The sequence below is a fragment of the Marinobacter sp. LV10R510-11A genome (genome assembly GCF_900215155.1).
Taxonomy (GTDB): Bacteria; Pseudomonadota; Gammaproteobacteria; order Pseudomonadales; family Oleiphilaceae; genus Marinobacter.
The window spans coordinates 481,221-506,673 of sequence record NZ_LT907980.1; the positions used below are offsets into that span (position 1 = coordinate 481,221).

The 25,453-nt window shown below is 51.7% G+C and carries 26 protein-coding genes and 2 pseudogenes; 22 read left to right on the forward strand and 6 right to left on the reverse strand.

All coding sequences use genetic code 11. The annotated features are described in order from the left end of the window. Positions 1 to 566: 566 nt before the first annotated feature. From rluC to CPH80_RS02405, 3 genes are read left to right on the forward strand one after another with little or no spacing between them, the layout of a single operon-like run. Positions 567 to 1,667, forward strand: a complete 1,101-nt coding sequence (rluC, locus tag CPH80_RS02395; RefSeq protein WP_096275451.1) for a 23S rRNA pseudouridine(955/2504/2580) synthase RluC — start codon at positions 567 to 569, stop codon at positions 1,665 to 1,667. Further along, entirely contained in the window at positions 1,667 to 2,314 is a 648-nt protein-coding gene (locus CPH80_RS02400; protein ID WP_096275452.1) for an HAD family hydrolase, read from the forward strand. The genes rluC and CPH80_RS02400 overlap by 1 nt, the downstream gene beginning before the upstream one ends. 38 nt (positions 2,315 to 2,352) lie before the next feature. Beyond that, complete coding sequence (locus CPH80_RS02405) at positions 2,353 to 3,378, forward strand: S49 family peptidase (protein ID WP_096275453.1); 1,026 nt, start codon at positions 2,353 to 2,355, stop codon at positions 3,376 to 3,378. 35 nt (positions 3,379 to 3,413) lie between these two features. Here CPH80_RS02405 and CPH80_RS02410 read toward each other — a convergent pair whose 3' ends face one another. Next, positions 3,414 to 4,010: a Maf family protein gene (locus CPH80_RS02410; protein WP_096275454.1), complete on the reverse strand. Its 597-nt coding sequence runs from the start codon at positions 4,008 to 4,010 to the stop codon at positions 3,414 to 3,416. Between the two features lie 135 nt (positions 4,011 to 4,145). Between CPH80_RS02410 and CPH80_RS02415 the strand changes: the two genes are divergently transcribed. From CPH80_RS02415 to putP, 12 genes are all read left to right on the forward strand, one after another. Next, the gene (locus CPH80_RS02415) at positions 4,146 to 4,700 is read left to right on the forward strand and encodes a YceD family protein (RefSeq protein WP_096275455.1); all 555 of its coding nucleotides are present in this window, start codon (positions 4,146 to 4,148) and stop codon (positions 4,698 to 4,700) included. A 101-nt stretch (positions 4,701 to 4,801) separates the two neighbouring features. Next, a complete protein-coding gene (rpmF, locus tag CPH80_RS02420; protein WP_096275456.1) occupies positions 4,802 to 4,981 on the forward strand; it encodes a 50S ribosomal protein L32 in 180 nt (59 codons plus the stop codon). A gap of 43 nt (positions 4,982 to 5,024) precedes the next feature. Then, the gene (plsX, locus tag CPH80_RS02425) at positions 5,025 to 6,026 is read left to right on the forward strand and encodes a phosphate acyltransferase PlsX (protein ID WP_096275457.1); all 1,002 of its coding nucleotides are present in this window, start codon (positions 5,025 to 5,027) and stop codon (positions 6,024 to 6,026) included. A gap of 111 nt (positions 6,027 to 6,137) precedes the next feature. Then, positions 6,138 to 7,076, forward strand: coding sequence for an ACP S-malonyltransferase (gene fabD, locus CPH80_RS02430; RefSeq protein WP_096275458.1), 939 nt, complete (start codon positions 6,138 to 6,140; stop codon positions 7,074 to 7,076). 27 nt (positions 7,077 to 7,103) lie between these two features. Beyond that, positions 7,104 to 7,847 carry a 3-oxoacyl-ACP reductase FabG gene (fabG, locus tag CPH80_RS02435; protein ID WP_096275459.1) on the forward strand — a complete coding sequence of 248 codons (744 nt, stop codon included), beginning with the start codon at positions 7,104 to 7,106 and terminating at the stop codon, positions 7,845 to 7,847. Positions 7,848 to 7,982: 135 nt separating this feature from the next. Continuing rightward, positions 7,983 to 8,216: an acyl carrier protein gene (gene acpP / locus CPH80_RS02440; RefSeq protein WP_012136033.1), complete on the forward strand. Its 234-nt coding sequence runs from the start codon at positions 7,983 to 7,985 to the stop codon at positions 8,214 to 8,216. Positions 8,217 to 8,357: 141 nt separating this feature from the next. Beyond that, the gene (gene fabF, locus CPH80_RS02445) at positions 8,358 to 9,605 is read left to right on the forward strand and encodes a beta-ketoacyl-ACP synthase II (RefSeq protein WP_096275460.1); all 1,248 of its coding nucleotides are present in this window, start codon (positions 8,358 to 8,360) and stop codon (positions 9,603 to 9,605) included. 6 nt (positions 9,606 to 9,611) lie between these two features. Next, on the forward strand, positions 9,612 to 10,442 hold the full coding sequence (locus CPH80_RS02450) for an aminotransferase class IV (protein ID WP_096275461.1): 831 nt from the start codon (positions 9,612 to 9,614) through the stop codon (positions 10,440 to 10,442). Between the two features lie 5 nt (positions 10,443 to 10,447). Then, entirely contained in the window at positions 10,448 to 11,497 is a 1,050-nt protein-coding gene (gene mltG, locus CPH80_RS02455) for an endolytic transglycosylase MltG (RefSeq protein WP_166671479.1), read from the forward strand. Next, on the forward strand, positions 11,494 to 12,129 hold the full coding sequence (gene tmk / locus CPH80_RS02460) for a dTMP kinase (RefSeq protein ID WP_096275462.1): 636 nt from the start codon (positions 11,494 to 11,496) through the stop codon (positions 12,127 to 12,129). Before mltG ends, tmk begins: the two co-directional genes overlap by 4 nt. Positions 12,130 to 12,167: 38 nt before the next feature. Then, a complete protein-coding gene (locus CPH80_RS02465; RefSeq protein ID WP_096275463.1) occupies positions 12,168 to 12,947 on the forward strand; it encodes a helix-turn-helix domain-containing protein in 780 nt (259 codons plus the stop codon). Positions 12,948 to 13,251: 304 nt separating this feature from the next. Continuing rightward, positions 13,252 to 14,745: a sodium/proline symporter PutP gene (putP, locus tag CPH80_RS02470; protein ID WP_096275464.1), complete on the forward strand. Its 1,494-nt coding sequence runs from the start codon at positions 13,252 to 13,254 to the stop codon at positions 14,743 to 14,745. 126 nt (positions 14,746 to 14,871) lie between these two features. Here putP and CPH80_RS02475 read toward each other — a convergent pair whose 3' ends face one another. Next, entirely contained in the window at positions 14,872 to 16,704 is a 1,833-nt protein-coding gene (locus CPH80_RS02475) for a hypothetical protein (protein WP_157746841.1), read from the reverse strand. Positions 16,705 to 16,780: 76 nt separating this feature from the next. Between CPH80_RS02475 and CPH80_RS02480 the strand changes: the two genes are divergently transcribed. From CPH80_RS02480 to CPH80_RS23255, 4 genes are all read left to right on the forward strand, one after another. After that, positions 16,781 to 17,752, forward strand: coding sequence for an IS1595 family transposase (locus CPH80_RS02480; protein WP_096275466.1), 972 nt, complete (start codon positions 16,781 to 16,783; stop codon positions 17,750 to 17,752). Between the two features lie 304 nt (positions 17,753 to 18,056). Beyond that, on the forward strand, positions 18,057 to 18,803 hold the full coding sequence (locus CPH80_RS02485; RefSeq protein WP_096275467.1) for a sulfite exporter TauE/SafE family protein: 747 nt from the start codon (positions 18,057 to 18,059) through the stop codon (positions 18,801 to 18,803). A gap of 453 nt (positions 18,804 to 19,256) precedes the next feature. Then, positions 19,257 to 19,622 (forward strand): BspA family leucine-rich repeat surface protein, encoded by a 366-nt coding sequence (locus tag CPH80_RS21930; protein ID WP_197703601.1) that lies wholly within the window; start codon positions 19,257 to 19,259, stop codon positions 19,620 to 19,622. A gap of 12 nt (positions 19,623 to 19,634) precedes the next feature. Next, the gene (locus CPH80_RS23255; protein ID WP_197703602.1) at positions 19,635 to 19,856 is read left to right on the forward strand and encodes a BspA family leucine-rich repeat surface protein; all 222 of its coding nucleotides are present in this window, start codon (positions 19,635 to 19,637) and stop codon (positions 19,854 to 19,856) included. A 284-nt stretch (positions 19,857 to 20,140) separates the two neighbouring features. Here the strand turns inward: CPH80_RS23255 and CPH80_RS02495 are convergent, their stop codons facing one another. Beyond that, positions 20,141 to 20,392 carry a hypothetical protein gene (locus CPH80_RS02495; protein WP_096275468.1) on the reverse strand — a complete coding sequence of 84 codons (252 nt, stop codon included), beginning with the start codon at positions 20,390 to 20,392 and terminating at the stop codon, positions 20,141 to 20,143. A gap of 262 nt (positions 20,393 to 20,654) precedes the next feature. Between CPH80_RS02495 and CPH80_RS02500 the strand changes: the two are divergent. The 3 genes and pseudogenes from CPH80_RS02500 to CPH80_RS02510 all read left to right on the forward strand — a co-directional run. Then, positions 20,655 to 20,876 (forward strand): annotated as a pseudogene (locus CPH80_RS02500) (cell division protein FtsZ); the annotation flags it as partial. Between the two features lie 248 nt (positions 20,877 to 21,124). Next, complete coding sequence (locus CPH80_RS02505) at positions 21,125 to 21,445, forward strand: hypothetical protein (protein ID WP_157746842.1); 321 nt, start codon at positions 21,125 to 21,127, stop codon at positions 21,443 to 21,445. Next, positions 21,412 to 22,026, forward strand: a pseudogene (locus CPH80_RS02510) (reverse transcriptase domain-containing protein); the annotation flags it as partial. The gene CPH80_RS02505 and the pseudogene CPH80_RS02510, both read left to right, overlap by 34 nt. 120 nt (positions 22,027 to 22,146) lie before the next feature. On the opposite strand, the gene CPH80_RS02515 reads toward CPH80_RS02510, so the two are convergent. The 3 genes from CPH80_RS02515 to CPH80_RS02525 are packed head-to-tail and all read right to left on the reverse strand — an operon-like array spanning position 22,147 to position 25,362. Further along, positions 22,147 to 23,157, reverse strand: coding sequence for a tyrosine-type recombinase/integrase (locus CPH80_RS02515; RefSeq protein ID WP_096275471.1), 1,011 nt, complete (start codon positions 23,155 to 23,157; stop codon positions 22,147 to 22,149). Continuing rightward, entirely contained in the window at positions 23,144 to 24,133 is a 990-nt protein-coding gene (locus CPH80_RS02520; protein WP_197703603.1) for a tyrosine-type recombinase/integrase, read from the reverse strand. The genes CPH80_RS02515 and CPH80_RS02520 overlap by 14 nt, the downstream gene beginning before the upstream one ends. Next, complete coding sequence (locus tag CPH80_RS02525; RefSeq protein WP_096275472.1) at positions 24,130 to 25,362, reverse strand: site-specific integrase; 1,233 nt, start codon at positions 25,360 to 25,362, stop codon at positions 24,130 to 24,132. The genes CPH80_RS02520 and CPH80_RS02525 overlap by 4 nt, the downstream gene beginning before the upstream one ends. Positions 25,363 to 25,453 lie beyond the last annotated feature (91 nt).

Below are 25,453 nucleotides of genomic sequence, written 5' to 3' on the forward strand. Positions count from 1 at the left end.
CGTCGCATCTGCGAAGCAGGATATGCGTGCCGCTGCCCCTGTTAAATCAAGGGATGAGCGGCGAACAGACGGATCACTCCCTTCCGGGGTATGATCCTGTTGATCTGAGACCGCTGCCGATATCCTGCCTGCCTGCTGGCAGGGAGGTGTCGTGTAGGGTTCGTGTCTGTTGGCGCATATAATCCGTTTTCAAGTTCACATAAGTACCTGGGTCTCACGTCGTATTCGTATGCTGGACGGCCCGGCCTTGCGTGGCAGTGATTCTTCGCGATATCGCCCCGGCGGTTTTCCGCGCGGTTTTAGTTTTTCCGGTGTCAGCTCGCCGTTTCTTTTTACGGGTCTGCTCTGACACTCCGGAAGCATTTCTTGCGCCGTGCCCGATAGTGATTGGGCGCTCGGCGTTCAAACTCTTGGATAGTGTCGGTATACTCTTCTGCCGCTCCGGCTTCTGACTAGAGTTGGTCAGGCCGTAAACAAACGACAGATCACGCCGGAATATAACAGCATTCGGGTAACCGTTCAATCCTGCTCGTATCGCCAGTTATACCACCTATTGAAGGAACTTTATGTCCCGCAAAACTGCTACCGGAAAGCCCGCTAAAGCACGGGTTAGAAAACCGGCGCCTCGCCCGGCGCGCGGGGTGGGTACCCGTCAGGCTAATGCTGGGCAAGACGCAGTTCAGCGCGAGGCGGTAGAAAGCGCCCCGAAAGGCGTGTTGCAAGGCGTTCTGTGGGTAACGGTTGATGAGGATAACCATGGGCAGAGGCTGGATAACTTTCTATTGGCGCAGCTTCGTGGTGTGCCCCGAAGCATTATTTACCGCATGGTTCGCAAAGGTGAGGTTCGGGTTAATAAGGGTAGGGTGAAGCCCGACACACGGATAACGACAGGCGACCTAGTGCGCATTCCACCCGTTATCCGCAAGGAAAAGGCGCCTCAGACGGCCCCGGGTAGCCGTATTCAAGGTGTGGTGGAAGCGGCCGTTGTATTTGAAAATGACCAGATGCTAGTCGTTAACAAGCCATCGGGTATTGCGGTACATGGCGGCAGCGGTTTGAGCTTTGGCTTGATTGAGGTGCTGCGTTCGGCTCGCCCGGAAGCACGCTTTCTTGAGTTGGTGCATCGCTTGGACAGAGATACATCCGGGCTGGTCATGATTGCCAAGAAGCGGTCGGCACTGCGTTACCTGCAAGATGAGCTCCGGCAAAGGCGCATTCGTAAGCAGTACCACGCCTTGGTGGCTGGAGACTGGCCAGATAGGCTTGGCCGAGTTGACGAGCCGTTGCTGCGCTATGAAATGGCTAACGGAGAGCGCAGGGTTCGGGTGGATGAGGCAGGCAAGGCTTCGTTGACAACGTTTCGCTGCCTTGGGCGTTATAAAGGTTACAGCTTGGTAGAGGCTTCGCCAGTTACCGGTCGAACCCATCAAATTCGCGTGCACTGTGTTTGTGCCGGTCATCCGATAGCGGGGGATGACAAGTATATGGATGATGTAAGCCTCAAAGCCTTCCGGGCGGTTGGCGGTCAGCGCTTAATGCTGCACGCCAGGGCTCTTGAGATTGCCTTGCCGGTTACCGGGGAGGCGGTTCGGTTTGAGGCTCCTTATGACGATGTATTTGGTCACGTGCTGAGCAGGCTCGAAGTACGTGCAGCAGGAGCAAGTTGATGGACGTCAAAGTTGTTATTTTTGATTGGGATGGAACTCTGGTGGATTCTGTAGACCATATTGCAGACAGCCTGCACCAGGCTGCCACCGACTTAGGATACCCAGCGCTTGAGAGGGAGGCCTATCGTGACATTATTGGTCTGGGAATGGTTGAGGCTCTAGAAAGGCTTTACCCGGGCATCGGTCATGATGAAATGACGACCATGAGGGAGGGCTACGCCAATTATTTCTTCCGTAAAGTAACAACGCCACAGACTCTTTTTGAAGGTATGGCGGATGTTGTGACGGACCTCCAAGGTTCTGGTCGTGGGTGCTCTGTGGCAACCGGTAAAAACCGCAAAGGCCTTGAGCCAGCACTTGTTTCTAGCGGCCTTGGTGCGCATTTTGATATTACCCGCTGCGCTGACGAAACCCGGTCCAAGCCGGATCCGCGTATGCTTGAAGAAATCCTTCTTTTTTACGGAATTGAGCCTTCTGAGGCCGTTATGATCGGCGATACTCGCTATGATCTGGAAATGGCCCAGCGTATTGGCATGCCCTCAATTGGTGTGGAGTGGGGGGTGCACAAGCGTGATGTGCTTGGGGCGTACGCTCCACACGCCATCGTAAATTCTGTGCCGGATCTTCGCAGCGTGCTCGGGTTGTAAGTAGACTTTAGTGATTTCATTTCTAACAGGAAAAGTGCATGAGTGACTGGGATTCCGATAAGACTCCAGAGTGGGGAGACAAGCCTGCAGAGCATAGCTCAGGGCGAAACCAGCCGCGGGTTCCGCCTGAATCGGGCCGCGACTGGAAGCTGATACAAAAACTGGTTATGTCTCTGCAGTCTGAGCAGCGCCGTAGCCGACGCTGGGGGATTTTCTTTAAACTCCTTACATTTGTGTATCTGTTTTCTTTGCTGGCCATTGTGTGGTCGCCATTTGGCGGTAGTTTTGAGGCAACGACCGGCAAGCACACGGCCTTGGTTGAGATAAACGGTGTAATTGCTGCAGATGAGCTAGCCAGTGCGGATAACATTGCCGGCTCCTTGCGCTCTGCGTTCGAGCAGGAGAACGCCGTGGCGGTAATCCTGCGCATTAACAGCCCAGGTGGGAGCCCGGTTCAATCTGGCTATGTTTACGATGAGATTGCGCGCTTAAGGGAAGAGTATCCGGAAAAGAAGGTTTATGCGGTGATCTCCGATATTGGCGCGTCCGGCGCCTACTATATTGCCGCGGCTGCGGATGAAATTTATGCAAATCGCGCCAGCCTTGTGGGGTCTATCGGGGTTGTTGCTGGTGGTTTTGGGTTTACCGGTGCTATGGATAAGTTGGGCGTCGAGCGCCGGCTATACACGGCAGGCGAAAACAAGGCCTTCTTGGACCCGTTCTCGCCCGAGCAGGAGCGGGAGGTCGAATTCTGGCAAAGCGTGCTCGAAAATACTCATCAGCAGTTTATAGAGGCCGTAAAGAAAGGTCGTGGTGATCGCCTTGTAGATGATGAGCGTCTATTCAGCGGGCTGGTGTGGAGCGGCGAGCAGGCTCTGGAGTTGGGTCTTATTGATGGACTTGGTAGTACCTCTCATGTTGCCAAGCAGATTATCGGCCAAGAGGATCTGGTTGATTACAGCCAGCGCAAAGGCCCGTTGCTCGATTTTGTTGATCAGCTTGGCCTGTCTTTTGGTCAGGGTGTTGCCAGTCAACTGGTTGAGTCGCGTCTGCAGTTGCGGTAGAGAGTTGCGGTAGAAAACGGCGCCTGCAAACACCGTTAAGGTTCTAAGAGAGGGTTTCTGCCCCAGGCTATCAGCATGTTGTTGAGAGCGATTAGGGGTAGGCCGATGAGGCTGTTCGGGTCTCGGCCCTGCAGCTCTCGAAACAGCGTGATGCCTAGGCCTTCCATTTTGAAGCTGCCGGCGCAGTTATAGGGTTCTTCTTTGTGAAGGTAGGCCTCGATTTCGCGGGCCGTGAGCTCCCGGAAGTGAACGGTAAAGTGCTCGCAGCAGGATTGCAGTTTTCCCGAATAGGCATCAAGGAGAGCGAGTCCGGTCAGAAAGCTAACGCTCTGGCCGCTGCTTCGTTCCAGTTGTTGGCAAGCTTTCGAGTAAGTTCCAGGCTTACTCAGCAGAGTGCCATCAGATAACGCGGCCACTTGATCGGAGCCAATAATCCAATGCCCCTGGTGAGTAGCTGCTAGAGCTTGGGCTTTGGTTTCCGCCAAGCGCACGGCCAGAGCCTCTGGAGACTCTCCTAGGGCGGGCGATTCATCAATGTCCGGGCTGGCGCAGGTGAATGGCAGCCCAAGCCTCGTCAGAAGCTCCCGGCGATACGGAGATGATGAAGCCAATAGCAGGCGTGTTTGGAGCATGAGCTGTGATCCTTTGAGAGTTTTCGCCATTTCTGTGCACGTATCGTAGAATACACCTACAGAAACCGGAACCCCCGGCCAAAACCTGACGAAGTCTTTGACAGAAGCAAGCTTCGTCCCTAGAATTGCGCGCCTATGTCATATGCGTCTAGTGTTGAGTTACCGAAAATAGTCGACCCCTACAAGTTGGCGGAGCGCATCAGTGTGCTGGAGGGAGAAATTCCTCTTAGTGCTTTGTCTCGTTTTCGTGAAGCTGTTTTGGGATTTGATGATGACGCTGCATGCCGCGTAAAGCTGTCCTTTTATATGGACGGCCAGCGTCGCCGCATCGTCTCTGGCGAGTTGGAGGCTCCGGTAAATTTGGAGTGTCAGCGTTGCATGGGATCTATGAGGTCTGTGCTGGTTTCTCAGTTCACACTGGGACTAGTGACCAGCGACGAACAGGCGCAGCAGTTGCCAAAAGATCTTGAACCGTTTCAGACCGATGATTTTAGTGCGGATCTCTGGTCGATGGCGGAGGACGAGTTGCTGTTGGTTTTGGCTCCGTATCCGCTTCACGATCGGGGCGAATGCCCGGCTAGTGAAGTTCTGGAAGCCTATGAGCCAGACGGTTCTTCTGCAGAGCCGGAAAAGAAATCAGGCGATAACCCGTTCAGCGTGCTGGCGGGGCTCAAGAACACAAAGCATTAATTCGGGCGTGGGCATCCTATGGAAGCCGGCGCAATCAAGCGAACACGTTAGTCGTAACCATATTCAAGCAAAGTTTACGTTAACAGGTCAGGAGTAGAACCATGGCTGTACAGAAGAACCGTAAGACCCGTTCCAAGCGTGGCATGCGCCGTGCCCACGATGCTTTGAGCCCTGCAGCTCTGAGCACGGATTCAACCACTGGCGAAATTCATCGTCGCCATCACGTGTCTCCGGACGGGTTCTATCGTGGCAAGCAGGTTATTGAATCCAGCGACGAGTAATATCGTTGTATAGCTGCACCAACCTCAATCGAATGGGCGAACGGTGAAACCGATCACCATAGCGATTGACGCCATGAGTGGCGATCGGGGCCCGGCAGTGGTGGTTGCCGCAGCCCTGGTAGCGGTGCGTGAAAACAAAGCCTTGAGCTTCATTCTGGTGGGAATCCGGAGTGAGCTTGAGGCTTTTTTGTGTGATGGGCATCCGCGAATACACATTGCGGAGGCTGCAGATGTTGTCCGCATGAATGAACGCCCCTCTCATGCGCTGCGTCACAAGAAAAACTCCTCGATGGCTATCGCTCTGGCGCTGGTGCGTGACGGCGAAGCTCAGGGGTGTGTCAGCGCGGGTAATACCGGCGCTTTGATGGCGTTTGGTCGCTCCATTATCCGTATGTACCCGGGTATAGAGCGCCCCGCAATTACCAAGCTGATTCCTTCCCTTCGCGGGCGGTGCCATGTTCTGGATCTTGGTGCCAACGTAGACTCCAGCGCGGAAAATCTTTATCAGTATGCCCTGATGGGCTCGCTCATGGCCTCGGCTATCTGTGAGCAAGGCGAGCCGCGGGTTGCTCTGCTGAATGTCGGCGAGGAAGAGATAAAAGGCAACGAGCAGGTTCGCTTAGCTTCCCATATGCTCGCCCAGTGCGATTCTATTAACTACATAGGTTATGTGGAAGGCAGCGATCTCTTTCGGGACGTGGCCGATGTAGTGGTGTGCGATGGCTTTGTAGGTAACATTGCGCTAAAAACCGGCGAAGGTGTGGCCGGACTGCTGATAGAACTAATGGAGCAGGCGTTCTCTCGCACGCTTTATGGTCGCTTTGTGGGCCTTCTTGCCCGCCCTATTATCGGGCGACTTCTTCGCTTGGTGGATCCGTCTCGTCATAATGGTGCCAGCCTTCTTGGTCTCCAGGGAGTGGTCATAAAAAGCCACGGTAACGCCAATGAGCGCGCGATGCTGGCAGCTATTCGTCAGGCTGTCCTTGAGGTTGAACTGGAAGTGCCGCAGCGCATCAACGAACGTCTTGATGATCTGATGCTTTGAGCGCCTGAGCCTAAAGCCGGTTTCGCTTATACGGCTTACTCGCGCAAAATCCATCCAACTTGTACTATTGGCTAATCTCCTGAAACTTCCAATGACGATAAGATCCAGCTTATGAAATCAGCCTTTATATTTCCCGGACAAGGCTCGCAGTCGGTTGGCATGCTTTCCGTTGCTGCCGAGTCTTGGCCCATGATCAACAAAACGTTTGCTGAAGCCTCCAATGTGCTTGGCTACGACCTCTGGCACCTTTGCCAGAAAGGCCCGGCAGAAGAGCTTAATCAGACCATGGTCACCCAGCCGGCAATGCTGACCGCAAGCATCGCGCTTTGGCGGCAGTGGTTTGTATCCGGCGGATCAAAACCCGACTTTCTGGCAGGCCATAGCCTGGGTGAGTACAGTGCGCTGGTGGCCGCAGAAAGCCTTGATTTTGTGGAAGCCGTCAAACTGGTACGCCTGCGCGGCGAACTGATGCAGGAAGCTGTTCCCGCCGGTGAAGGTAAAATGGCTGCTATTCTGGGCTTGGAAGATGCTGATGTTATTGCGGCCTGTGAAGAGGCCGCCTATGGCGATGTTGTGTCTGCAGTGAACTTCAATGCGCCAGGCCAGGTCGTCATTGCGGGATCGCTTGCCGCCGTTGATCGGGCAATAGAGGCGTGTAAGGCGAAGGGCGCTCGTAAAGCTATGTCCCTGCCGGTCAGCGTCCCTTCCCACTGCGCCCTGATGAAAGGCGCTGCTGAGGAGCTGGCTCGAGCTTTGGATGAGGTTCGCTTTAGCGACGCACTCATCCCGGTTATACAGAATGTTAACGCTGCAGCAGAGTCAGATTCGGCTACACTGAAAGCCAATCTTCTCAAGCAGCTTTATTCGCCTGTACTATGGGCGGATTCGGTTCGCACTCTGGTTAAGAGTGATGTCAACGTAGCCTTGGAATGTGGCACTGGCAAAGTGCTTGCAGGACTGGCCAAGCGAATTGACCGAGGACTTGCCGTTCATGGGACGGAAGACTCGCAGGCATTGATCGCTGCACTAGCGGCATTTGAATCGTCTTGAAGACGTCTTGATGAAAGGGAGTTGTGCATGTCTCTGGAAGGCAAAACAGCGCTGGTAACCGGTGCTACCCGGGGAATTGGAAAAGCAATTGCTCTAGCGCTAGCAAAGCAGGGTGCAGAGGTAGTGGGTACTGCCACCACCGCAGAGGGGGCCGCAACCATTACGGATAACCTTCAGGCTGCTGGCGTAAACGGCTACGGCATTGTGATGAACGTTGCGGATGCTGAAAGCATCGATGCGGGCTTAAAAGAGATGACCGGAAAATCCGGTGCGCCTCTGATTTTGGTCAACAACGCAGGTATAACCCGTGATAATCTGCTGATGCGGCTAAAAGATGACGACTGGGCGTCGGTGCTCGAAACCAACCTCTCAAGCGTGTACCGTACCAGTAAAGCTGTTTTACGAGGTATGGCAAAAGCACGGTGGGGGCGCGTTATCAACGTAAGCTCCGTGGTAGCCAGTATGGGTAATGCGGGGCAGGCTAATTATTGTGCCGCAAAGGCGGGCGTAGAGGGTTTTACTCGCAGCCTAGCGAAGGAAATGTCGAATCGTGGCATCACAGCGAATTGTGTTGCGCCCGGATTTATCGACACAGATATGACAAAAAAACTGGACGACAAGCAACGCGAGGCTATGCTGGAAATTATACCCGCGGGTCGTCTGGGGCAGCCGGAAGAAGTAGCCGCTCTGGTTGCTTTTCTGGCATCGGATGTTGCCGCATATGTGACTGGAGAAACCATTCATGTGAACGGCGGTATGTACATGGGATAAGCTCCGGTTCCGGAGCTCGTGCGCAACCCCTTGTCGCACAACATGTTTAACCGGATCCCTGCTTGTTTGCAGGTGGGGTTTACACTAAACTGGCAGCACTTGAGTTGCTTGGTTGATACACAAAGTGAGGACATTATGAGTACAGTTGAAGAGCGCGTTAAGAAGATCGTTTGTGAGCAGTTGGGCGTTAAAGAGTCCGAAGTTCAAAACTCATCTTCTTTTGTAGAGGATCTTGGCGCTGACTCACTGGACACCGTTGAGCTGGTCATGGCACTGGAAGAGGAGTTTGAAACTGAAATTCCGGATGAAGAGGCCGAAAAGCTGGCCAGTGTTCAGGACGCGATCGACTACATCGTCGCGCATACCTGATACTCTGCAGTTAAGTTAGCCAGGCAAAAAGCCGTCCTTATCATTCAATGAGGGACGGCTTTTTTATTGCCTGTGAATGGCCCCTGTTGTGGGTTCATTTAACACAACCTACAGATGAAAAAAGATCAGGTGAGCGGGGTTATGAGTAAACGACGGGTTGTTATCACTGGTATGGGAATGTTGTCTCCGTTGGGAAACGATGTCGCGTCTTCCTGGGAGGGTATCCTGGCCGGCCGAAGCGGAATCGGTATGATCGATCGCTTTGATGCCTCCGAATACAACACCCGCATTGGTGGTGCGATCAAAGATCTAGATCTGGAGCCTTACCTTTCTGTTAAAGAGGCCAGAAAGCTGGATGCGTTTATCCATTATGGCCTGATTGCAGCTCAACAGGCAGTAGACCACAGTGGCCTTGCGGAATACGAAGAACTGGATCGCGAGCGCGCCGGCATCGCTATAGGGTCTGGGATTGGTGGGCTGGAGTACATCGAAAAGAGCGTGCTCACGATGGAAAGATCCGGCCCGCGCAAAGTGTCGCCGTTCTTTGTTCCAGCGTCGGTGATCAACATGATTTCCGGCAATGCCGCTATTCGGTTCGGTTATCAAGGGCCGAATATCGCGATAGTCACAGCCTGCACCACAGGTACGCATAATATTGGATACGCTGCCCGCACCATTGCGTACGGAGACGCCGACGTAATGCTTGCCGGTGGCTCTGAAATGGCAACAACACGCACAGGTATAGCCGCGTTTTCTTCTGCCCGAGCCCTTTCGACCCGCAATGATGAACCGGAGAAAGCCAGCCGTCCCTGGGACAAAGACAGAGATGGTTTTGTGCTCAGTGACGGTGCCGGGGTGGTCGTGTTGGAAGAGTTGGAGCATGCCAAAAACCGCGGTGCAACCATTTACGGTGAGCTGGCCGGCTTTGGCATGAGTGATGACGCCCATCATATTACTTCGCCACCCGAAGATGGAAAAGGCGCCGCGCTCTCCATGAATAATGCATTGAGAGACGCCGGGCTAAAACCGGAAGACGTTGATTACATCAATGCTCATGGAACCTCAACGCAAGTAGGCGATGTTACGGAAATTGCGGCGGTTAAACGTGTCTTTGGTGACCACGCGAGCCGGCTGGCCATGAGTAGCACCAAATCCATGACCGGCCACCAGTTGGGCGCAGCCGGCGCCGTTGAGGCGATTTTTTCACTGCTTGCCATACGTGACGGCGTGCTGCCGCCAACTATTAATCTTGATAATCCCGATGTGGGCTGCGATCTGGATCTCGTTCCCAATACCTGTCGCAAGTCCGATGTACGCGTAGCCTTGTCGAACTCATTTGGCTTTGGCGGTACCAATGGCACGCTAATTATCCGTCGTTACGAAGGCTGAGGCAATATGTTCAACCTTTGTTGGGCTGATGAAGGTGGCCTGCCGGCCGGTGACCGGGGCGCAGCATACGGTGACGGCCTGTTTGAGACCATAAGTATGCGTGGCGATCGGGGCGTGTTTTTGGCTCGCCACCTCGACCGGATGGTTCGTGATGCTGGCAGGCTGGGTATTCCTATTGCTTTTACCGATCTTCGCAAAGCCTGCGCCGCAGCGGTTAGCCGTTACGCAGACCGTTATGCAAATCCGCAGGCAGATGGCGGCTGGGTGCTTAAACTAACACTCACCCGTGGAAAGGGGGGGCGTGGTTACCAGCCAGGCCCCCGAAGTTGCCCAAACCTGATGGTGTCTGCCGGTGCCATGCCGGCAATACCGATTGTCACTGGTGTTGCCGCAGATTTCTCCCGAGTCCCGCTCACGGTGAATCCCCTGCTTGCTGGCATCAAATCACTCAATCGGCTGGAACAGGTTATGGCCGCCAGAGAGATTGAGGGCGACCTGTTTGAAGTCATTATGTCAGACAGTGCCGGCAATCTGGTTGAGGGGACTCGTACAAACCTACTTATTAAGGCACCCGAAGGGTGGGTGACGCCGCCCGCTAAAAGCCTTGCTGTGGCTGGCATACTGCGCCAGTGGATGCTGGAAAGGCTCAGGGCTAGAGGAGAAATGGTTGTAGAGCGTGCTGTGAGTATTGCGGATGTAATGGGCTCGCACTGCCTAGGGCTTTATCTTCTGAACAGCGTTATTGGCGTGGTTCCTGTGCGTTGTCTCGCCGGCGAGAATTTGCCAGTGGATGGTGGACTTGCGACAATCTTCAATCCTCTCGATCTACTGGAATAATTCGTTTGTTTAAGAAACTTATAGTTGCGGTTATGTGTGCCGCCGTACTGGTTGGTGCGGGCACAGGCTTATGGGTTTGGCAGGGGCTGGGCTCACTGTCAAAACCGGTGGTTATGACCGAGCCTGTACTATTTGATGTGTCTGTGGGAACCGCATTCGGTGGTGTTGCCAGGCAGTTGGAGGCTCGTGGGCTGGTTGAACAAAGCCTGTGGGTGCGGGTTTACGGCCGTTTGTTTCCCGGCCAGGCCAGAATCAAAGCTGGAGAGTATGAATTCACCGACGGGATGACCGTTGAAGCCATGCTTGAAAAGATGGTTGATGGTGACATCAAACACTGGGCTGTGCAGTTTATTGAAGGCTGGATGTTCAGCGACTTGCGCGCAGCGCTTGCGTCAACAGAGCGCCTTGAAAAGCTCACTTCGGACTGGTCGGATGCGCAAATTATGGAGGCGGTTGGTGCAGAAGGGGAGCATCCGGAAGGGCGTTTTTTCCCGGACACCTACCTGTTTACGGGCAGCGAGTCGGATCTCGACCTGCTTCGACGCTCGTTCGAGCGTATGGAGAGTGTTCTCGCCGAAGAGTGGGAGAGCCGGGAAGAAGGCCTGCCATACGACAGCGCCTACGAGGCGCTGATTATGGCATCCATCGTTGAGCGGGAAACCGGCGCGCCGCATGAGCGGGAACAGGTGGCGGGCGTGTTTGTGCGCCGGTTGCAAAAACCCATGCGTTTGCAGACAGACCCTACCGTGATTTACGGCATGGGAGACAAGTACAAAGGCCGCATAGGCAGCCGAGATCTGCGCACCCACACACCGTATAACACCTATCGTATTGATGGGTTGCCGCCTACACCTATTGCTTTGGCAGGCCGTGAAGCCATTTATGCTTCGCTGCATCCAGGCTCCGGAAAAGCGCTCTACTTTGTGGCTCGCGGTGACGGTACCCATAAGTTTTCCAATACGCTGGCAGAACATCAAAAGGCCGTTCGCGCATTTCAGCTGAATCGTCGGTCGGATTACCGTTCGTCGCCGGCAGGGAAGGATGATAAAGAATGACTGTCCGTGGCCGGTTTATCACCTTTGAAGGCACCGAGGGTGTGGGTAAATCCACCCAGATCGTCAATGCTGCTGAAACCCTAGAAAACCTCGGTATCGATTGCATGGTTACCCGTGAGCCTGGCGGCACACCCATGGCTGAGGCGATTCGGGAACTGCTCTTGGCGCCACGGGATGAACCTGTAAACGAACTCACCGAACTGCTTCTAATGTTTGCTGCTCGAGCGCAACACCTTCATACGTATATCCTTCCCGCCCTTGATAAGGGACTGTGGGTGCTTTGTGATCGTTTTACCGATGCGACTTTTGCCTATCAGGGAGGAGGGCGCGGCGTTCCAAGCGAGCGAATCGCGTTACTGGAAAACCTGGTGCAGGGCGACGTGCGCCCCGATCACGTGGTTTTGCTGGATGCACCCGTCGAAACCGGTATGACTCGGGCAAGAAAGCGGGGGGAGTTAGATCGGTTTGAGCAGGAAGCTGTGTCATTTTTTCAGCGTATTCGCGACACTTATCTAGCTCGCGCTGAGGCAGAGCCCGCTCGTTATAACATCGTGGATGCAGCTGCCTCGCTGGAGCAAGTAAACGCCACCGTCAGCGAACTTATGTGCAAGTTCCAGTCAGATCTGCTTTAATTCAGTTATATTCTCAATTGAAGGTGCCGGTTGCGTCTATGCTGGATGGCAAATTACTCAAGCTACCAACCGCATCTCATCAGCATCGCCATGAGCATCATCAAATAGTGGTTGGTGTTCACGGCGAAGCGGACTTGAGCGTTGATGGAACCGGCTCTCATCTAGATACGTGGAAAGCGTGCCTCGTGCCTACAGAGGCTCGGCACGATTACTGTGGCGACCATCAGAATCATGTTTTGGTCATCAACGTAGACCCTTCAAGCCCTGCCATTTCGAGCCCCGCCCACGCCGATTACGAGCGCATGGTGCGAGTGTTCGAACGCCCGCGTACGATCCACATGGACAGCCGCTTGCAAGCGTTGGTTCAGTTCGCCGCAGGCGAGTTTGACCGGTCGCCCGATAATCACGCAATGCATAGCCATCTGGCGGCCAGTATTCTGTATTGCATGGCCGATCGAATGGTTGACCGGAAGGTTGCTACCTTCAACAGGCACAGCCTCAGCCCGGCCGCAATGCAACGCTATATCAGGGCCAACCTTCATCGGAAGGTTACGGTGAAGGAGCTGGCCAGTGAGGCTTGCCTGAGTGTCAGCCGATTTCATGAAGTATTCCGCGAGGTGGTTGGAACGACCCCTCACCAGTTCCTTTTACAAACACGCCTCAATCAGGCCATCACCCTTTTGGCCTCGACGTCCCTTTCGGTATCGGAAATCAGCTACCGGGTTGGCTTCTCCTCCCAGAGTGCTTTGACCAATGCATTGCGCAAACATAAAGGAACGACTCCTGCTAGACTGCAAGTTAGTGATAACGTTGCCTGATCTGGTCTGAAAAAATCGCACTCCCGTAGAATTCCGTAAAAGAATCGTAGGATTTTGTAAGCCGGGTATACGTAGTCACACTAGGCTGGTCGTGTTAAATTTCACCCCACCGACGTAGTAATCGTTTCGGTCGCAAATTGGAGATACTTAACTATAGTTAAGGTCGAGTGTGCGATACGTTACCGTGCTCAAGTTCGGAAGGAATTCGAGTAAACAAGAAGAACGACACAGTATGCTGGCATTCTTTGTCAGGTCTGTGCTTTGAGAGCGGATATAATCCGACTCATAAAACCGGAGGAGTTCCATGGCTATTGGTGTTTGGATTAGTCTATTTGCTTATTTTGCGGTGATGATTGGCATCGGCATTTTTGCGATGCGCACATCTACCTCTTCATCTGAAGATTACATGCTTGGCGGCAGGGGGCTTAGTCCAAAGGTAGCGGCTTTGTCTGCTGGCGCCTCCGACATGAGCGGATGGTTGCTTCTGGGTCTTCCGGGAGCGATGTATGTATCAGGCCTTGCCTCCGCGTGGATCGGCATTGGTCTGTTTGCGGGTGCGTTTGTTAACTGGGTTATCGTTGCGCCTAGGTTGCGGTCACAAACCGTTCATTACGGCAACGCGCTAACTATTCCGGCCTTCTTGGCGAACCGGTTCCCTACCCAGGCATTGCCGCTGCGAACCGTGTCTGCTGTCGTTATTGTGGTGTTTTTCGCGGTCTATACGGCTTCGGGCTTGGTAGCGGGTGGCAAGTTATTCGAAAGTGCATTTTCCGGAATCTTCAACTTCGGTGGAATGGGTGACTATGGCGTGGGTATCACCATAACTCTGGGCGTCGTACTGGCCTACACAGTGGTTGGCGGGTTCCTGGCTGTGAGCATGACTGACTTTGTTCAGGGTTGCATCATGATGGTTGCGCTGGTTCTTATGCCGGCTGTAGTGCTCTTTGGCGAAGGCGGCGGCGGTTTCGCCCAGGCGACAGCAACGCTGAATGAGGTAGACCCCACACTGCTCTCCTGGACGGAAGGGCTTACCATCGTGGGATGGCTCTCAGCAGTGACGTGGGGCTTGGGTTATTTTGGTCAGCCGCACATTATTGTTCGCTTCATGGCAATCCGTTCAGTGAAAGAAGTTCCGACTGCTCGTAACATCGGCATGTCGTGGATGGCTATTTCTCTGATTGGCGCGATTGGTCTAGGTATTTTCGGCCGGGCGTACGCAGTGCGTAATGGCGTAGAAATTGACGATCCCGAGACCATCTTTATTATCCTCGCAGATTTGCTGTTCCATCCGTTGATCACAGGCTTCCTGTATGCAGCCTTGCTGGCCGCGGTAATGAGCACCATTTCCAGCCAGCTGTTGGTGGCTTCTTCGTCGCTGACAGAAGACTTTTACCGCTTGTTCCTGCGCAAAGAAGCAGGTGACCGCGAGTGTGTAAACGTTGGCCGTGTATGCGTCGTGCTTGTTGGTCTAGTGGCTGCTGTCATTGCCTCTGACCCTACCTCAAATGTTCTGAGTCTGGTTGGTAACGCGTGGGCAGGCTTTGGTTCTGCGTTTGGTCCGCTGATCATTCTCGCACTCATGTGGCCGCGCGCGAATGGCGCTGGTGCACTGGCGGGTCTGATTGTGGGTGCAGGTACCGCGATGATATGGGTATCCTTGGGCTGGAACAGTGAGTTCATGGGTGGCCCTGGCGTCTATGAAATCATGCCAGGCTTCGTTGCCTCCTTCATTGCTATCGTGGTGGTGAGTCTTGCCACTTCCGATGCAAATGAATATCAGGCAGAGACTGCAGAGTAACTGACAGCGCGAAAGGCGCTTGAGGTAAAAAAGGGGCTCCTACGGGCAAGCCGTTCAGCTAAAGTGGATCTGGTTTGGTTCTGTCGGGCAGCGGAAAGGGTCGGTGAATTTTCACCGACCCTTTTTTTATGATTTTGCTTTAATGTATTTATCTAGGTAGATGATCTTTTCCAGATCCACCGGCCCTTTTGCCAGCCCCAAAAGCATGGCTGGGGTTTTGCCTTTCTCATTCACTTTGCAGTAGTTGTAATAAACTCTGTAGATGTCGCCAAGCTGAGTGTATCTATCCGGATTGTAGGGTGAATATCCATACCAGATTCGCCTTCCGTTGGTTCCAGAACCAAATGGTCGTTCAAAGCAGGTCACGGCTCGTCGAATTTGCATAAAGAAACGATCTACAGCATGAAGAGAAGCCTTTTTATAAAGGTTTGCCTGGTGTTCTGGTGTGTAACGATCAATCTCAGTGATCGCCGCAATCATCTTTTCTGACTCCGCCATTGTAGCGAGAGGATGTTGAATCCATTTTTCTGGAGATTGCGGAAACGAGAGCGGTTTTTCTAGGCGCTCGATCAGCATTTTATTGATCACTTCCCCTTTTTCCTTCACCGACATCTTCTGGAACGACGTGCCCGCATAATTACTGATCACTTCGTGAGAATCCTGGATCAGTCGTCGTTTGGCATCGACGGTTTTATCTTTACTCGCCCTGATCAAAAAGCCGTCAGATTCTCCTTCCAGAATTTTATCCCGGAACGCTGCAATATAAGCGCCTCTCATGCCCGTATCCTGATCCATAAAGAATCGGGTTCGACCAACAGAGCCCATAAGCCTTCTTAGCAGAAAGAAATGAGCGGTCATCGTGTATTCGTTATGGATCAAGGCACCTTGTGACGGAAGCCGGGTTGTGACATCGAAATCTTCGGAGGAACCGTTCGCGTTCACAGTGCTATCGTATGCGGCCTTGCGTCGTACCTCGTCAGCCAGAGATGCGGCTGCAAGCTGCTCAGCACGTTGTGATGACCGCTTTGTGGCATCATTGAACTCCTGCTTTAGCCATACCCGTGCATATTCACGATGGTATTTGGGGCGGTCGTAATCACTGAGTTCAACAGCATGCTTTTCTGTGCTTTCTTGATCCACACTAGCATCAAAATTGAAGTTGAAGGCGAAGACATACCCAGTTCTGAGGCAGGCGGTGGCGATGCCATAAACTTCGCAATTTCGCTTATCTTTCCGTTGTGTCCAGTTACTGATCTGAACCTGCCGGTCCGTCGCCAGATATAACCGGGGTATTTCCAGGATTTTTAGTTCTGCCTCCCGGCGACTCACGAAATCCAAACACTGCCGGTGCAGAAACTCTATTTTTCCATAGAGAGTCTGAGGATGAATGGATAAGATTTCAGCAATGCGCCGGAGGGGAACCCGGTTAACGAGTAGTTTGAAGAACTGCTTATTGATTTCAGGCTTGCGATGGGCGCGATTTCTTTTCTTTGGAGTAAACGTTTTTCGGCACGAGAGACATTGGTATCGCTGCGAACCCGAGGATGTTTTCCCTCTTCTTTTTACCTGACCACCATTTTCCATACACCCGTTTGGGCAATTCGTATCTGGCCCTATCAAATAACTGCTGATGCGGTGAAGTTCTTGGGCAACCGCTTTGTTGCTTTTAAGCGCTGAGCTAATGCCACCAGAATACTCACCAGATCGTTTCCTGGCTTCGCACGACTTACAGGCCAGAGTGGCGGCATTCAAGCCTGTACCTTGAACACGGAAGGGTTCCGGAGCATTCAGTAATTGACGGTCACCGATTTCGCTATTAGATTCTTTGTATATCCTTTCACCTGGGACTGGCGAGAGTTCAAAGTTCTCACAGTTTGGAGCCCCACATCCGTTGACTTGAATTCCCTCATACCTTTCGGGAACCCTGGGCCAATCCTTCTGGCAAGATTTCTTTCTCATAAAAAAGGCACCATACTGTCTGGATATGGCGCTGTTGTGCTTACCTGTTGGTGGTCTACACTTACTCCATACCTGAATGTATTTGGAGGCTACCGTGCAGCACGATGATTTCAACGACCTTCTACGCCGCGTTCCTGACTTCACCACCCCACAGTTGAAAAGGCTACGGCATCATATTGAAAAACGCGTCAAACTGGATGCTGTTTACGAGACGCTGACGGCCAGTGAAGAGGCGGTTACCCAGTGCCCTTATTGCCAGTCCAAGACGTTTATTCGCTGGGGATCATCCGAGAATGAGCGCCAGCGCTACCGCTGTAAACGTTGCGCAAAGACCTTCAACGCGCTGGTGGGTAGCCCGCTGTACCGCATGCGTAAAGAAGAGCTCTGGCTAGAGTATGTGGAAACGATGCGCTATGGCCTATCCCTACGCAAAGCGGCCAAGGTGACCGGTGTCAGCCTACGCACGGCCTTTCGTTGGCGTCATGCCTTTCTAAGCAGTCCCAGAGATCATAAGGCTACGTCGTTGTCCGGCATCATCGAGGCCGACGAGACATTCCTGCCGGAGTCCTTCAAGGGAAAAAAGACGATGCCTCGGCCAGCCCGTAAACGTGGGGGCGGTAAGGTGACTCTGGTGCCCATCGCATTGGCGCTGGATCGCTCCGGACACATTACCCACCATGTTCTAGAGCACGACACTAAGGAGGAAATTATCGCAGCCTTGGCCCCAGTGATCCGCGAGAACTCCGTCTTGTGCACAGATGGCAACCTTTCCTATGTAGAAATGGTGAAGACGTTTGACCATATTGAGCATAAGCGATTGATTGCGAAGGATAACAGCCGGGTTGTTGAGGGTGTTTACCACATCCAGACCCTGAACAATTTTACCCAACGCTGGAAGGGTTGGCTTAAGCGCTTCCACGGTGTCGGAACGGCCCGCGTGGACAATTACCTGGCGTGGTTCCGCTTTATGGACGAAAGGGAGGAGTTTCAAGATATTGTTTGGGTTCGGGGGGCGATTCCCAGTTTGGAGTGGCCTGCCAACAGGTAAGCACAACAGCGCCCTGGATATCCAGTAGTATAGCGCCTTTTTAGGCTACGCCAAGTCGCTCAGATCCACTTTAGCTGAACGGCTTGTCCTACGGGAGCCCTTTTTTTGTTTGTGTCCCCGGCTTGATACTCGGCTGGAAGAACCGGTGCCGTGCAGCTCTCTTTAGAAGGTTACACTTCCGAGTGTGAGCCAGAATAATGATAAAAAGGAGCCGCTTTTTGGGTAAGGACAGAATTCTGAAATGCGCCTCGGGGCTGTTGGCAGCGGGTGGGCTTGGCAAGAAAGAGGGGGTTGCGGGCGCTGCATGACTCCAATTGAGGTTTTAGCTCTGCTTGCGCTGGGCGGCATTGCCGGGTTCATTAATGTGCTTTCTGCAGGTGGGTCGATGCTGACTCTGCCTCTTCTGATGTTCCTGGGGCTGCCGCCACAGGTTGCGAACGGTACTAACCGGGTTGCGATAATTCTGCAGAGCACAACCGCTGTTGCTGGCTTCAGACGACTGGGTCACGGCGACCTTCGGGTCAGTCTGCACCTTGCGATGCCGGCGGTTCTAGGGTCGTTGCTGGGCGCCTGGATGGCAACCTGGGTGGCAGACGCGATATTTGAGTGGGTGCTGATCGTTGCCATGATGGGAGCTTCCGTGTTCATGCTGCTGCCTCAGCCTAAGCTGGATACCAATCCGCTTACTCCGGAACGGCTTGGCCCGGTCATATATGTTGCCATGTTTCTGATTGGCGTATACGGCGGTTTTATTCAGGTAGGTGTAGGCGCGCTGTTTATAGTGGTTTTGTACCGCATGCTGCGCATCGATTTGCGCCAGGTTAATGTATTCAAGGTGTCTATTATTCTATTGTACACAGTACCCGCGTTGCTGATTTTTGCCCTTAACGGGCAGGTTCGCTGGAGTATGGGGTTGATTCTTGCCCTCGGTAATATCACGGGCGCTTTTTTTGCCGTGAGAGTGAATCTGAGCGAGAAGGGCGCCCAGTGGGTGAAGTGGATTACCCTTGTTATGGCTGGCGCAATATTGATCCGGCTTATGGCTTATTAACTACAGTCGATTAACCATTTATAAAAAGCCCATAAAAAACGCCAGCCCGGAGGCCAAGCCATTTACCTTAAGTGTGGCCGAGCTTGAGCAAGCCGAGTTAAAACGAAAAACCAGCGACCAAAAATAGCTGGTTTTCCAATTTACAGCAATACTTCTCTCTGCACTCCTGTCTGAGCGTTTTTAAGAAATCTTGTTATTGATATAATAATGATTTTATTTAAGGACGAGGACAAATTATGAAAAACTTAATCTATTTAGCGCTTTTATTTATTTTAGGGACTTCGCTAGCCAGTGCCCAGGGTTACTATTTTGTCGTTCCGACTAATAGCGTTAAATCATCGCCACAGCCCTGGTAAGCTCCAGTTGGGGAAGGCGCTCTGCACCCAAACGGCGTGACAGTAACTTGCTTGGGCATGAGTAATCTGGAAACTTTTACCCCTTCAAGAAAATGGTTTGGAATATATCGTTGTCGATAACAAATCAGACGCTAAAGCCTATGCGGCTACGGCTTGTACTTCAAATGTTATTGATTTATCGGAAACATTCTTATTTTACGCTTCTTTTAATGAAGATATTTCTCATTGGGATACGTCGTCAGTAACTACAATTTCAAGTATGTTCTCGATCGCAGATTCATTTAACCAGGATATTGGGTTATGGGACACGTCGAATGTAAAAGATATGTCTGGTATTTTTTTAAATGCTTCTTCTTTCAACCGGGATATTTCTAACTGGGATACCTCAAGTGTAGAAGATATGACGGAAATGTTTTTGAATGCATACAATTTTAATAAAGATATTGGTAGCTGGGATACTTAAAATGTTACCAGTATGTTAGCAATGTTTCATAATGCGATTAATTTTAATCAGGATATCAGTAACTGGAATACGTCGAATGTAAGCAATATGAGGAGAATGTTTTATGAGGCAAACAATTTCAATCAAGATCTTTCGGACTGGTGTGTTAGTAAGATTGGGTCAAAACCAAACAGTTTTGATGCTAGTGCAATTGCATGGACTGATCCAAAACCAAGCTGGGGAAATTGTCATTAATAGTAATAATTTATAACCGGTGGGCTGATAAATGCTATCCGCCTTTTTGCGTTTTGAGCTAGTGATGGCGATATGACAGATTATATTATTTGATCTGAAAGCAAAGAGTATGCGGCGAAGCCGACTCTGGATAGTCAGTATTATAAACGCTTCCCATGGTTTTGTCAGCAGACCAAACCACACTTAAGGTAAGTTGCTTGCTCTTGGGCTATATTTTTCCCATCTATCCCAAGATGTTAATTTATGTTGTTTTTACGCATAAACATTTCCCCACAGAGATCACGTTAAAATTTATAATCTGCCATGTATAGAGCGAGAGCGAAAACGATGGCGCCACAAAAAACCATAATTGCCCAAGGTTTTCTGAGTTTCTGATCAAAAAACGGAAGAATAGGAAGGCTAATCCAAAATGTTGCCTTTGCAATATTAGAATCCCACATCCAAAGTGAGATTAACGCTAGAATTCCAGCCCCAATGGCGCACATGGTGAATCTTGCAGACATATCTGTCATGGACTCATGTAATCCGGCATCCATTAGTCTTCTCCAATATTACGAATATTGTTTCAATTTTTGATCCGTGGATTATAGCTCAACCTATATTTAATTCAAACATAAAATAGAAAAATCCATCCTGATTAAAATGCAAAAAAAGTTAGAATAGTAAATATTTTGTTAATTAGCAATATTATTTTGTTTGAAATGTTGCGAAATAAGATTTTTCAAATACATTATTACTATAGGCTCGTTATTTAACATAGCCAAAAATATTTAAACCTAGGGACCAAAACCAATGTAAATGTTCGAAATCGTTGAAGATAGCCACCAAAATGCCGTCATTAAAGTAATTGGCGTCGGCGGTGGCGGCGGAAATGCCGTTAGGCACATGGTTGAATCAGAAATTGAGGGAGTTGAGTTTATCGGAGCAAACACCGATGCTCAGGCACTTTCTCAGATGGGCGCCAATCACACGATTCAACTGGGCGTTAGTATTACAAAGGGGCTTGCGCCCTCTGCCAGCCTAGTTGTGTGTGCCACAGCAATGCGGCTCGGTTTTACAGGAGTTTACCGAGCTACATGAGAAGCTGTTGAAGTGATGGGGGAACCGAACCCCCGGAGTCCGCCTGCAGGGGCTGGCTCCAAACCACCCCGAGCGGCATTGGCTGAAGACCGTTGTCGTAAGCATCGAGGGAAAAGGCTCACCCATGTGGTGTGTCAGGTAAGGGCCGAGAAGGCGAGTACAAGCGAACCATCGTTAAGGTGTCGAAATTGACAGACGATATCAAAACCGGGGGCCACAACTATCCCCGGGATAAGCCCATCGGAAACCTGTTTACTGGGTGGGCGGTATCCGGCATAGAGATGGCGCGAGCTCGGTTCAGGCACTTCAACGGAACTGTGGGAACTCAATACCGTGATGTTAAGGGAGGGCGTCAAGTGAAGAAAAGCGAGATGCAGAGTACCGATGCACGGGTTGAGGACGGATTGCCTCGTAATAGTGTTGATGCATCTGTAATGGATGCGGAGCGAAGGAGGCGAGTTGCTTCAGCGGATCCATGGGTCAACTTCTTTGGAAGGATGAACCCGTGACATCCGCAAAACCGTTTGTAGTTCCAAAACGACTGATATGGGATGCGTATCAGCGTGTTAAAGCGAACCGAGGTGCAGCAGGTGTTGATGGGCAATCAATCTCCGACTTCGATCGGAATTTAAGCAGGAATCTTTACCAAATTTGGAATCGGATGTCGTCGGGCTGCTATTTTCCGCCCGCCGTCAAAGCGGTGCCGATCCCAAAGAAATCCGGTGGAGAACGAATACTTGGCGTGCCAACGGTTAGTGACCGAATTGCACAGACCGTCGTCACAATGACGCTCGAACCGATTCTGGAGCCGGTCTTTCATGACGACTCTTATGGTTACCGCCGAGGCAAGTCCGCACATGATGCACTGGCAGTGACGCGCAAGCGTTGCTGGGAGCGCGATTGGGTGCTGGAGTACGATATTCGTGGCCTGTTTGATCACATTGACCATACCTTGCTGATGAAAGCCCTTCGTCATCATTGTCAGGATCGGTGGGTGTTGCTGTGCGTAGAACGTTGGCTTACAGCACCAATGCAAAGTCGAGACGGGACGCAAGAATCAAGGAGCGTTGGCACACCACAAGGTGGGATATGAAAAGCTTTTCATATCCCACCTTATGTATAGCTACTCGTTATGCAAAGTGGATCGCTGTATCCGCGTAGTGCGTACTGACTTGGAGAGAACACTTTGCATAACGAGGTGATGCGTATGCTACAACGTGCTCAACCACGAGAGAAGATTACGGTCCTTTGTCCAATGGGGTAAAGTGCTGGTGACGATGTCTGGATACGCGCCCTCAAGCGCTTTGCGCTTCATCTCGGTATCAGCCCTGGCATAGACCTCTGTGGTCGCGATATCAACGTGTCCCAACAGATCGCGTATATAGATAAGGTTCACTCCCGATTGAAGTAACAACATCGCCTTGGTGTGTCTTAAAATATGCGGCGTTACCTTTTCGGGAATGAGTGGTGACGTTGAACGAGCTTGGCATGCATATTTGCCGAGGATGTACGAGATTCCAGCACGTGTCATCTTGGTACGCATGCGATTGGAAAATAGAGGCTGATCAGCCACACCCGCAAGTTCGCTAAAAGCCTCGCTAAAATACTGCTTCAGCAGAGATTCGGTGTTGAGCATTAACGGCACCTGCCGTGTTTTCCGCCCTTTTCCTGTCAAAGTAATAATGGCTGGCGGATCAAACCTGACATCACGGACCCTGATATCAACCAGCTCTTGCACACGCGCTCCTGTATCATAGAGAACGCTGAGTAACGCCAGATCCCGCCGTCCAGAAGACGTTGACAGATCTGGTTGAGCCAGTATCAGTGTTAATGCCTCAGGCGACAGGTGCGACACCGCTGCCGCAGGTGCTTTTTTGCTGGGAATTGACAAGATCTGCTGATATTGAAGTAACCCTGCTGGATCCTCAATATGCATGTACCGATAGAACCCATGGATGCAGGCGAGTCGCTGATTACGAGTCGAGATACCGTTGTGCCGTTGTTGTTCAAGCCAGTCCAGAAAGCCCAGCACCAATGACTTGTCGATGTCCTTTAAGCACAGTTTATCCGCAGATCGGTGGTGCGATTGCTGGCAATAGATCAACAACAACTTGAACGTGTCACGATAGGACTTGATAGTATTCGTGCTTACGTTTCGCTGTCCAGGTAGATAGATCCCCAGATAGTGCGACAGCGCCTTGGCAAAATCAGTTGGTTTCATTGCCATCTCCTCCCAGTGTTGGAACAATGTCACCAAAAGCCCGCTCGGATTTGGCTGTAATATCTGGGAAGAGTTCTGCGGTCAGGCGTAGGTAATGCGCTGTATCCTGGAACGAATAGTGACCCATGTAAGTCTTTAGAATCGGCAAGTACGCGGCAAGGTCTGCACCTTCGAGAACCCATCGCCTCAGGCAGTGAACGCAGTGTGTATGCCTGAGATCATGCAGCCGAGGACCCTTTCCCCAGCCCCCGTGCGATATACCTGCTTGCCAAAGAAAACGCCTGTAATTCTTGTAGACGTTCCCGATGGTCATCGGATTGCCAGTTGGCGAAGGGAAGAAGTAGGCTTGATCATCCGACAGGGTGTGCGCTGCCTGGGCGTAGCGGCGGCAACGATCCAGGTTATTCATCGACATGGGGACCAACCGGTCTTTGTTGAACTTGCCATCGATGATGGTCAGAACACCTTCGTCGAGGTCAACGTCACTCCGGTGCAAATTCAGTGCCTCAGAAAGGCGTAAACCACAGCCGTACAGCAGACGGAACAGCAGCGGCATGATGAGGTGCCGCAATGGCACTTGCGAGCAGTAATGGCAGGCGTCGACTTTGCTCAAGATCGCAGTGACTTCTGCGTCGCTGAATATATAGGGTTGGTAGTGCTCCTTGCGCGGCAGTATTTTTGGCGGTAACACATAGGATGGAAGGCCGAGTCGTGTCATATACAGGGCTAGCTGCCTCAGGACCCCAGCTCTGTTTTGCTGGGTGGCGAGCGCTTCATTGGGTTTGCGCTGGATCCAGGCATGGGCCAGATCCCGAGTAATCACGGTTTCTGTATAACTCTGGCTGATACAGAACTGATCAAATTTGTAGAGAGACCAAGCGCTGGTGGTGTATTTGTACCCCACAGCGCGTTTCTCAAGGATGCAGCCACTGATGAACTCATGCAACGAACTCTGAAAGGGAAGTTTTCTCATCATTCCATCTCCCCGGCAGAATCCAGCGCACACTGACGTAGCTGTTGGATATCCACCTTCAAGTAAACAGCCGTGGATTCCGTACTGGCATGACCAAGAATGTCAGAGATGATTGGCAGTGGTGTGTTCTCTGCCAACAGACGGCTCGCCAGTGTATGGCGCAAGGAGTGCATGCCCTTTTTCTTGTTTGGCGAAATGGGGATTCTGGCAATCCTCATGTACTTAATGATGATTTGATGCAGGCGATGTTCATCTGAGAACGGTTCCAGAGGTGCTAGATGTCGCAGAAAAACGTAAGGGGAGTCGACTTTTGGGCGTCCATTTTTCAGATACTCAATGATGGCCCAACCAATATCTGGCAGTAGTGGCAAATGAACCAAGGCCCCTGTTTTTGATACTCGCAGTTCAATCCGGCTATCTGCCCAATTGAGATCCGTGAGTTTCAAGCGCTTGATGTCAAGTGTGCGAATACCCAGGCGAGCTGCTAACAGAATGATGGCGTAGTCTCGCTTGCCAGCGGGGTTGCCCCGATCAATGGCCTGAATCAGTTTCTCGACGTTTTCTTTGGTCCAGACTGATGGGATCCTGTTTTGTTTCCGCGCCTTTACCGTTGGTACCGCATCAAGCAAGGGCTGTGCAGGCACATCCTGCAGAATTAGAAAACGCAGAAAACAGCGCAGGCCACACAGCTGTAGCTCGACGCTCTTGTAGCTATAGCCCAGTAAGGTTTTGACGTAGTCAGGAACGTGTCTAGCAACGATATCTTCAACCTGCCACACGCGTTGTGACTCAACGAAGGCAAGAAATCTATCTGTCGCTTTTCTGTAATGATTGCACGTGACACCTGAATACGCCCGTTCCTGACAATGAGTCTCGAAGCGCTTCAACCATTGCTGGAAAGGCTTGCCGTTCAGCCGTATTTTCTGCTTGAAATAACGACGTAATATACTGCCGTGTTGCTGGAAATCACCCAGCATTCTGACGATTCGTAGTTGGTTGATCAGTGACTGAGTCAATGCGCCCGTTCTTTCCAACTCTGAAAAACCGTACTTAGCGTCAAGGAAGCGCATCCCAGCTTCTTCGCTAAAACCGGATAAGCACTCGTTATCGAGGAAGCTTGCTATGTGCTTCCAGGCTCTGCGATACCCGGCAATCGAACCCTCGGTGTAATGCAATCGGTGCAGTTCTTTGTCTAGACGATGAGTCAACTCATCAAATGTAAGCACGGACATGGTTACTGACTCCTGCGTTAATGGGAGTCTCCATTCTCACCACAGCAGTCAGGTTTTATGCAAAGTCAATCAGACGAGAATACAGCTACCT

Coding starts and splice junctions, on each gene's coding strand:
- rluC (WP_096275451.1), top strand. CDS start 567: ATGTCCCGCAAAACTGCTACCGGAAAGCCCGCTAAAGCACGGGTTAGA.
- CPH80_RS02415 (WP_096275455.1), top strand. CDS start 4,146: ATGTCATATGCGTCTAGTGTTGAGTTACCGAAAATAGTCGACCCCTAC.
- CPH80_RS02410 (WP_096275454.1), bottom strand. CDS start 4,010: ATGCTCCAAACACGCCTGCTATTGGCTTCATCATCTCCGTATCGCCGG.
- CPH80_RS02400 (WP_096275452.1), top strand. CDS start 1,667: ATGGACGTCAAAGTTGTTATTTTTGATTGGGATGGAACTCTGGTGGAT.
- putP (WP_096275464.1), top strand. CDS start 13,252: ATGGCTATTGGTGTTTGGATTAGTCTATTTGCTTATTTTGCGGTGATG.
- fabD (WP_096275458.1), top strand. CDS start 6,138: ATGAAATCAGCCTTTATATTTCCCGGACAAGGCTCGCAGTCGGTTGGC.
- CPH80_RS02525 (WP_096275472.1), bottom strand. CDS start 25,362: ATGTCCGTGCTTACATTTGATGAGTTGACTCATCGTCTAGACAAAGAA.
- CPH80_RS02405 (WP_096275453.1), top strand. CDS start 2,353: ATGAGTGACTGGGATTCCGATAAGACTCCAGAGTGGGGAGACAAGCCT.
- fabG (WP_096275459.1), top strand. CDS start 7,104: ATGTCTCTGGAAGGCAAAACAGCGCTGGTAACCGGTGCTACCCGGGGA.
- CPH80_RS02520 (WP_197703603.1), bottom strand. CDS start 24,133: ATGATGAGAAAACTTCCCTTTCAGAGTTCGTTGCATGAGTTCATCAGT.
- CPH80_RS02495 (WP_096275468.1), bottom strand. CDS start 20,392: ATGGATGCCGGATTACATGAGTCCATGACAGATATGTCTGCAAGATTC.
- rpmF (WP_096275456.1), top strand. CDS start 4,802: ATGGCTGTACAGAAGAACCGTAAGACCCGTTCCAAGCGTGGCATGCGC.
- CPH80_RS02450 (WP_096275461.1), top strand. CDS start 9,612: ATGTTCAACCTTTGTTGGGCTGATGAAGGTGGCCTGCCGGCCGGTGAC.
- CPH80_RS02475 (WP_157746841.1), bottom strand. CDS start 16,704: ATGAGAAAGAAATCTTGCCAGAAGGATTGGCCCAGGGTTCCCGAAAGG.
- CPH80_RS02515 (WP_096275471.1), bottom strand. CDS start 23,157: ATGAAACCAACTGATTTTGCCAAGGCGCTGTCGCACTATCTGGGGATC.
- CPH80_RS02485 (WP_096275467.1), top strand. CDS start 18,057: ATGACTCCAATTGAGGTTTTAGCTCTGCTTGCGCTGGGCGGCATTGCC.
- CPH80_RS02465 (WP_096275463.1), top strand. CDS start 12,168: ATGCTGGATGGCAAATTACTCAAGCTACCAACCGCATCTCATCAGCAT.
- CPH80_RS02480 (WP_096275466.1), top strand. CDS start 16,781: ATGTATTTGGAGGCTACCGTGCAGCACGATGATTTCAACGACCTTCTA.
- fabF (WP_096275460.1), top strand. CDS start 8,358: ATGAGTAAACGACGGGTTGTTATCACTGGTATGGGAATGTTGTCTCCG.
- CPH80_RS23255 (WP_197703602.1), top strand. CDS start 19,635: ATGTTAGCAATGTTTCATAATGCGATTAATTTTAATCAGGATATCAGT.
- tmk (WP_096275462.1), top strand. CDS start 11,494: ATGACTGTCCGTGGCCGGTTTATCACCTTTGAAGGCACCGAGGGTGTG.
- acpP (WP_012136033.1), top strand. CDS start 7,983: ATGAGTACAGTTGAAGAGCGCGTTAAGAAGATCGTTTGTGAGCAGTTG.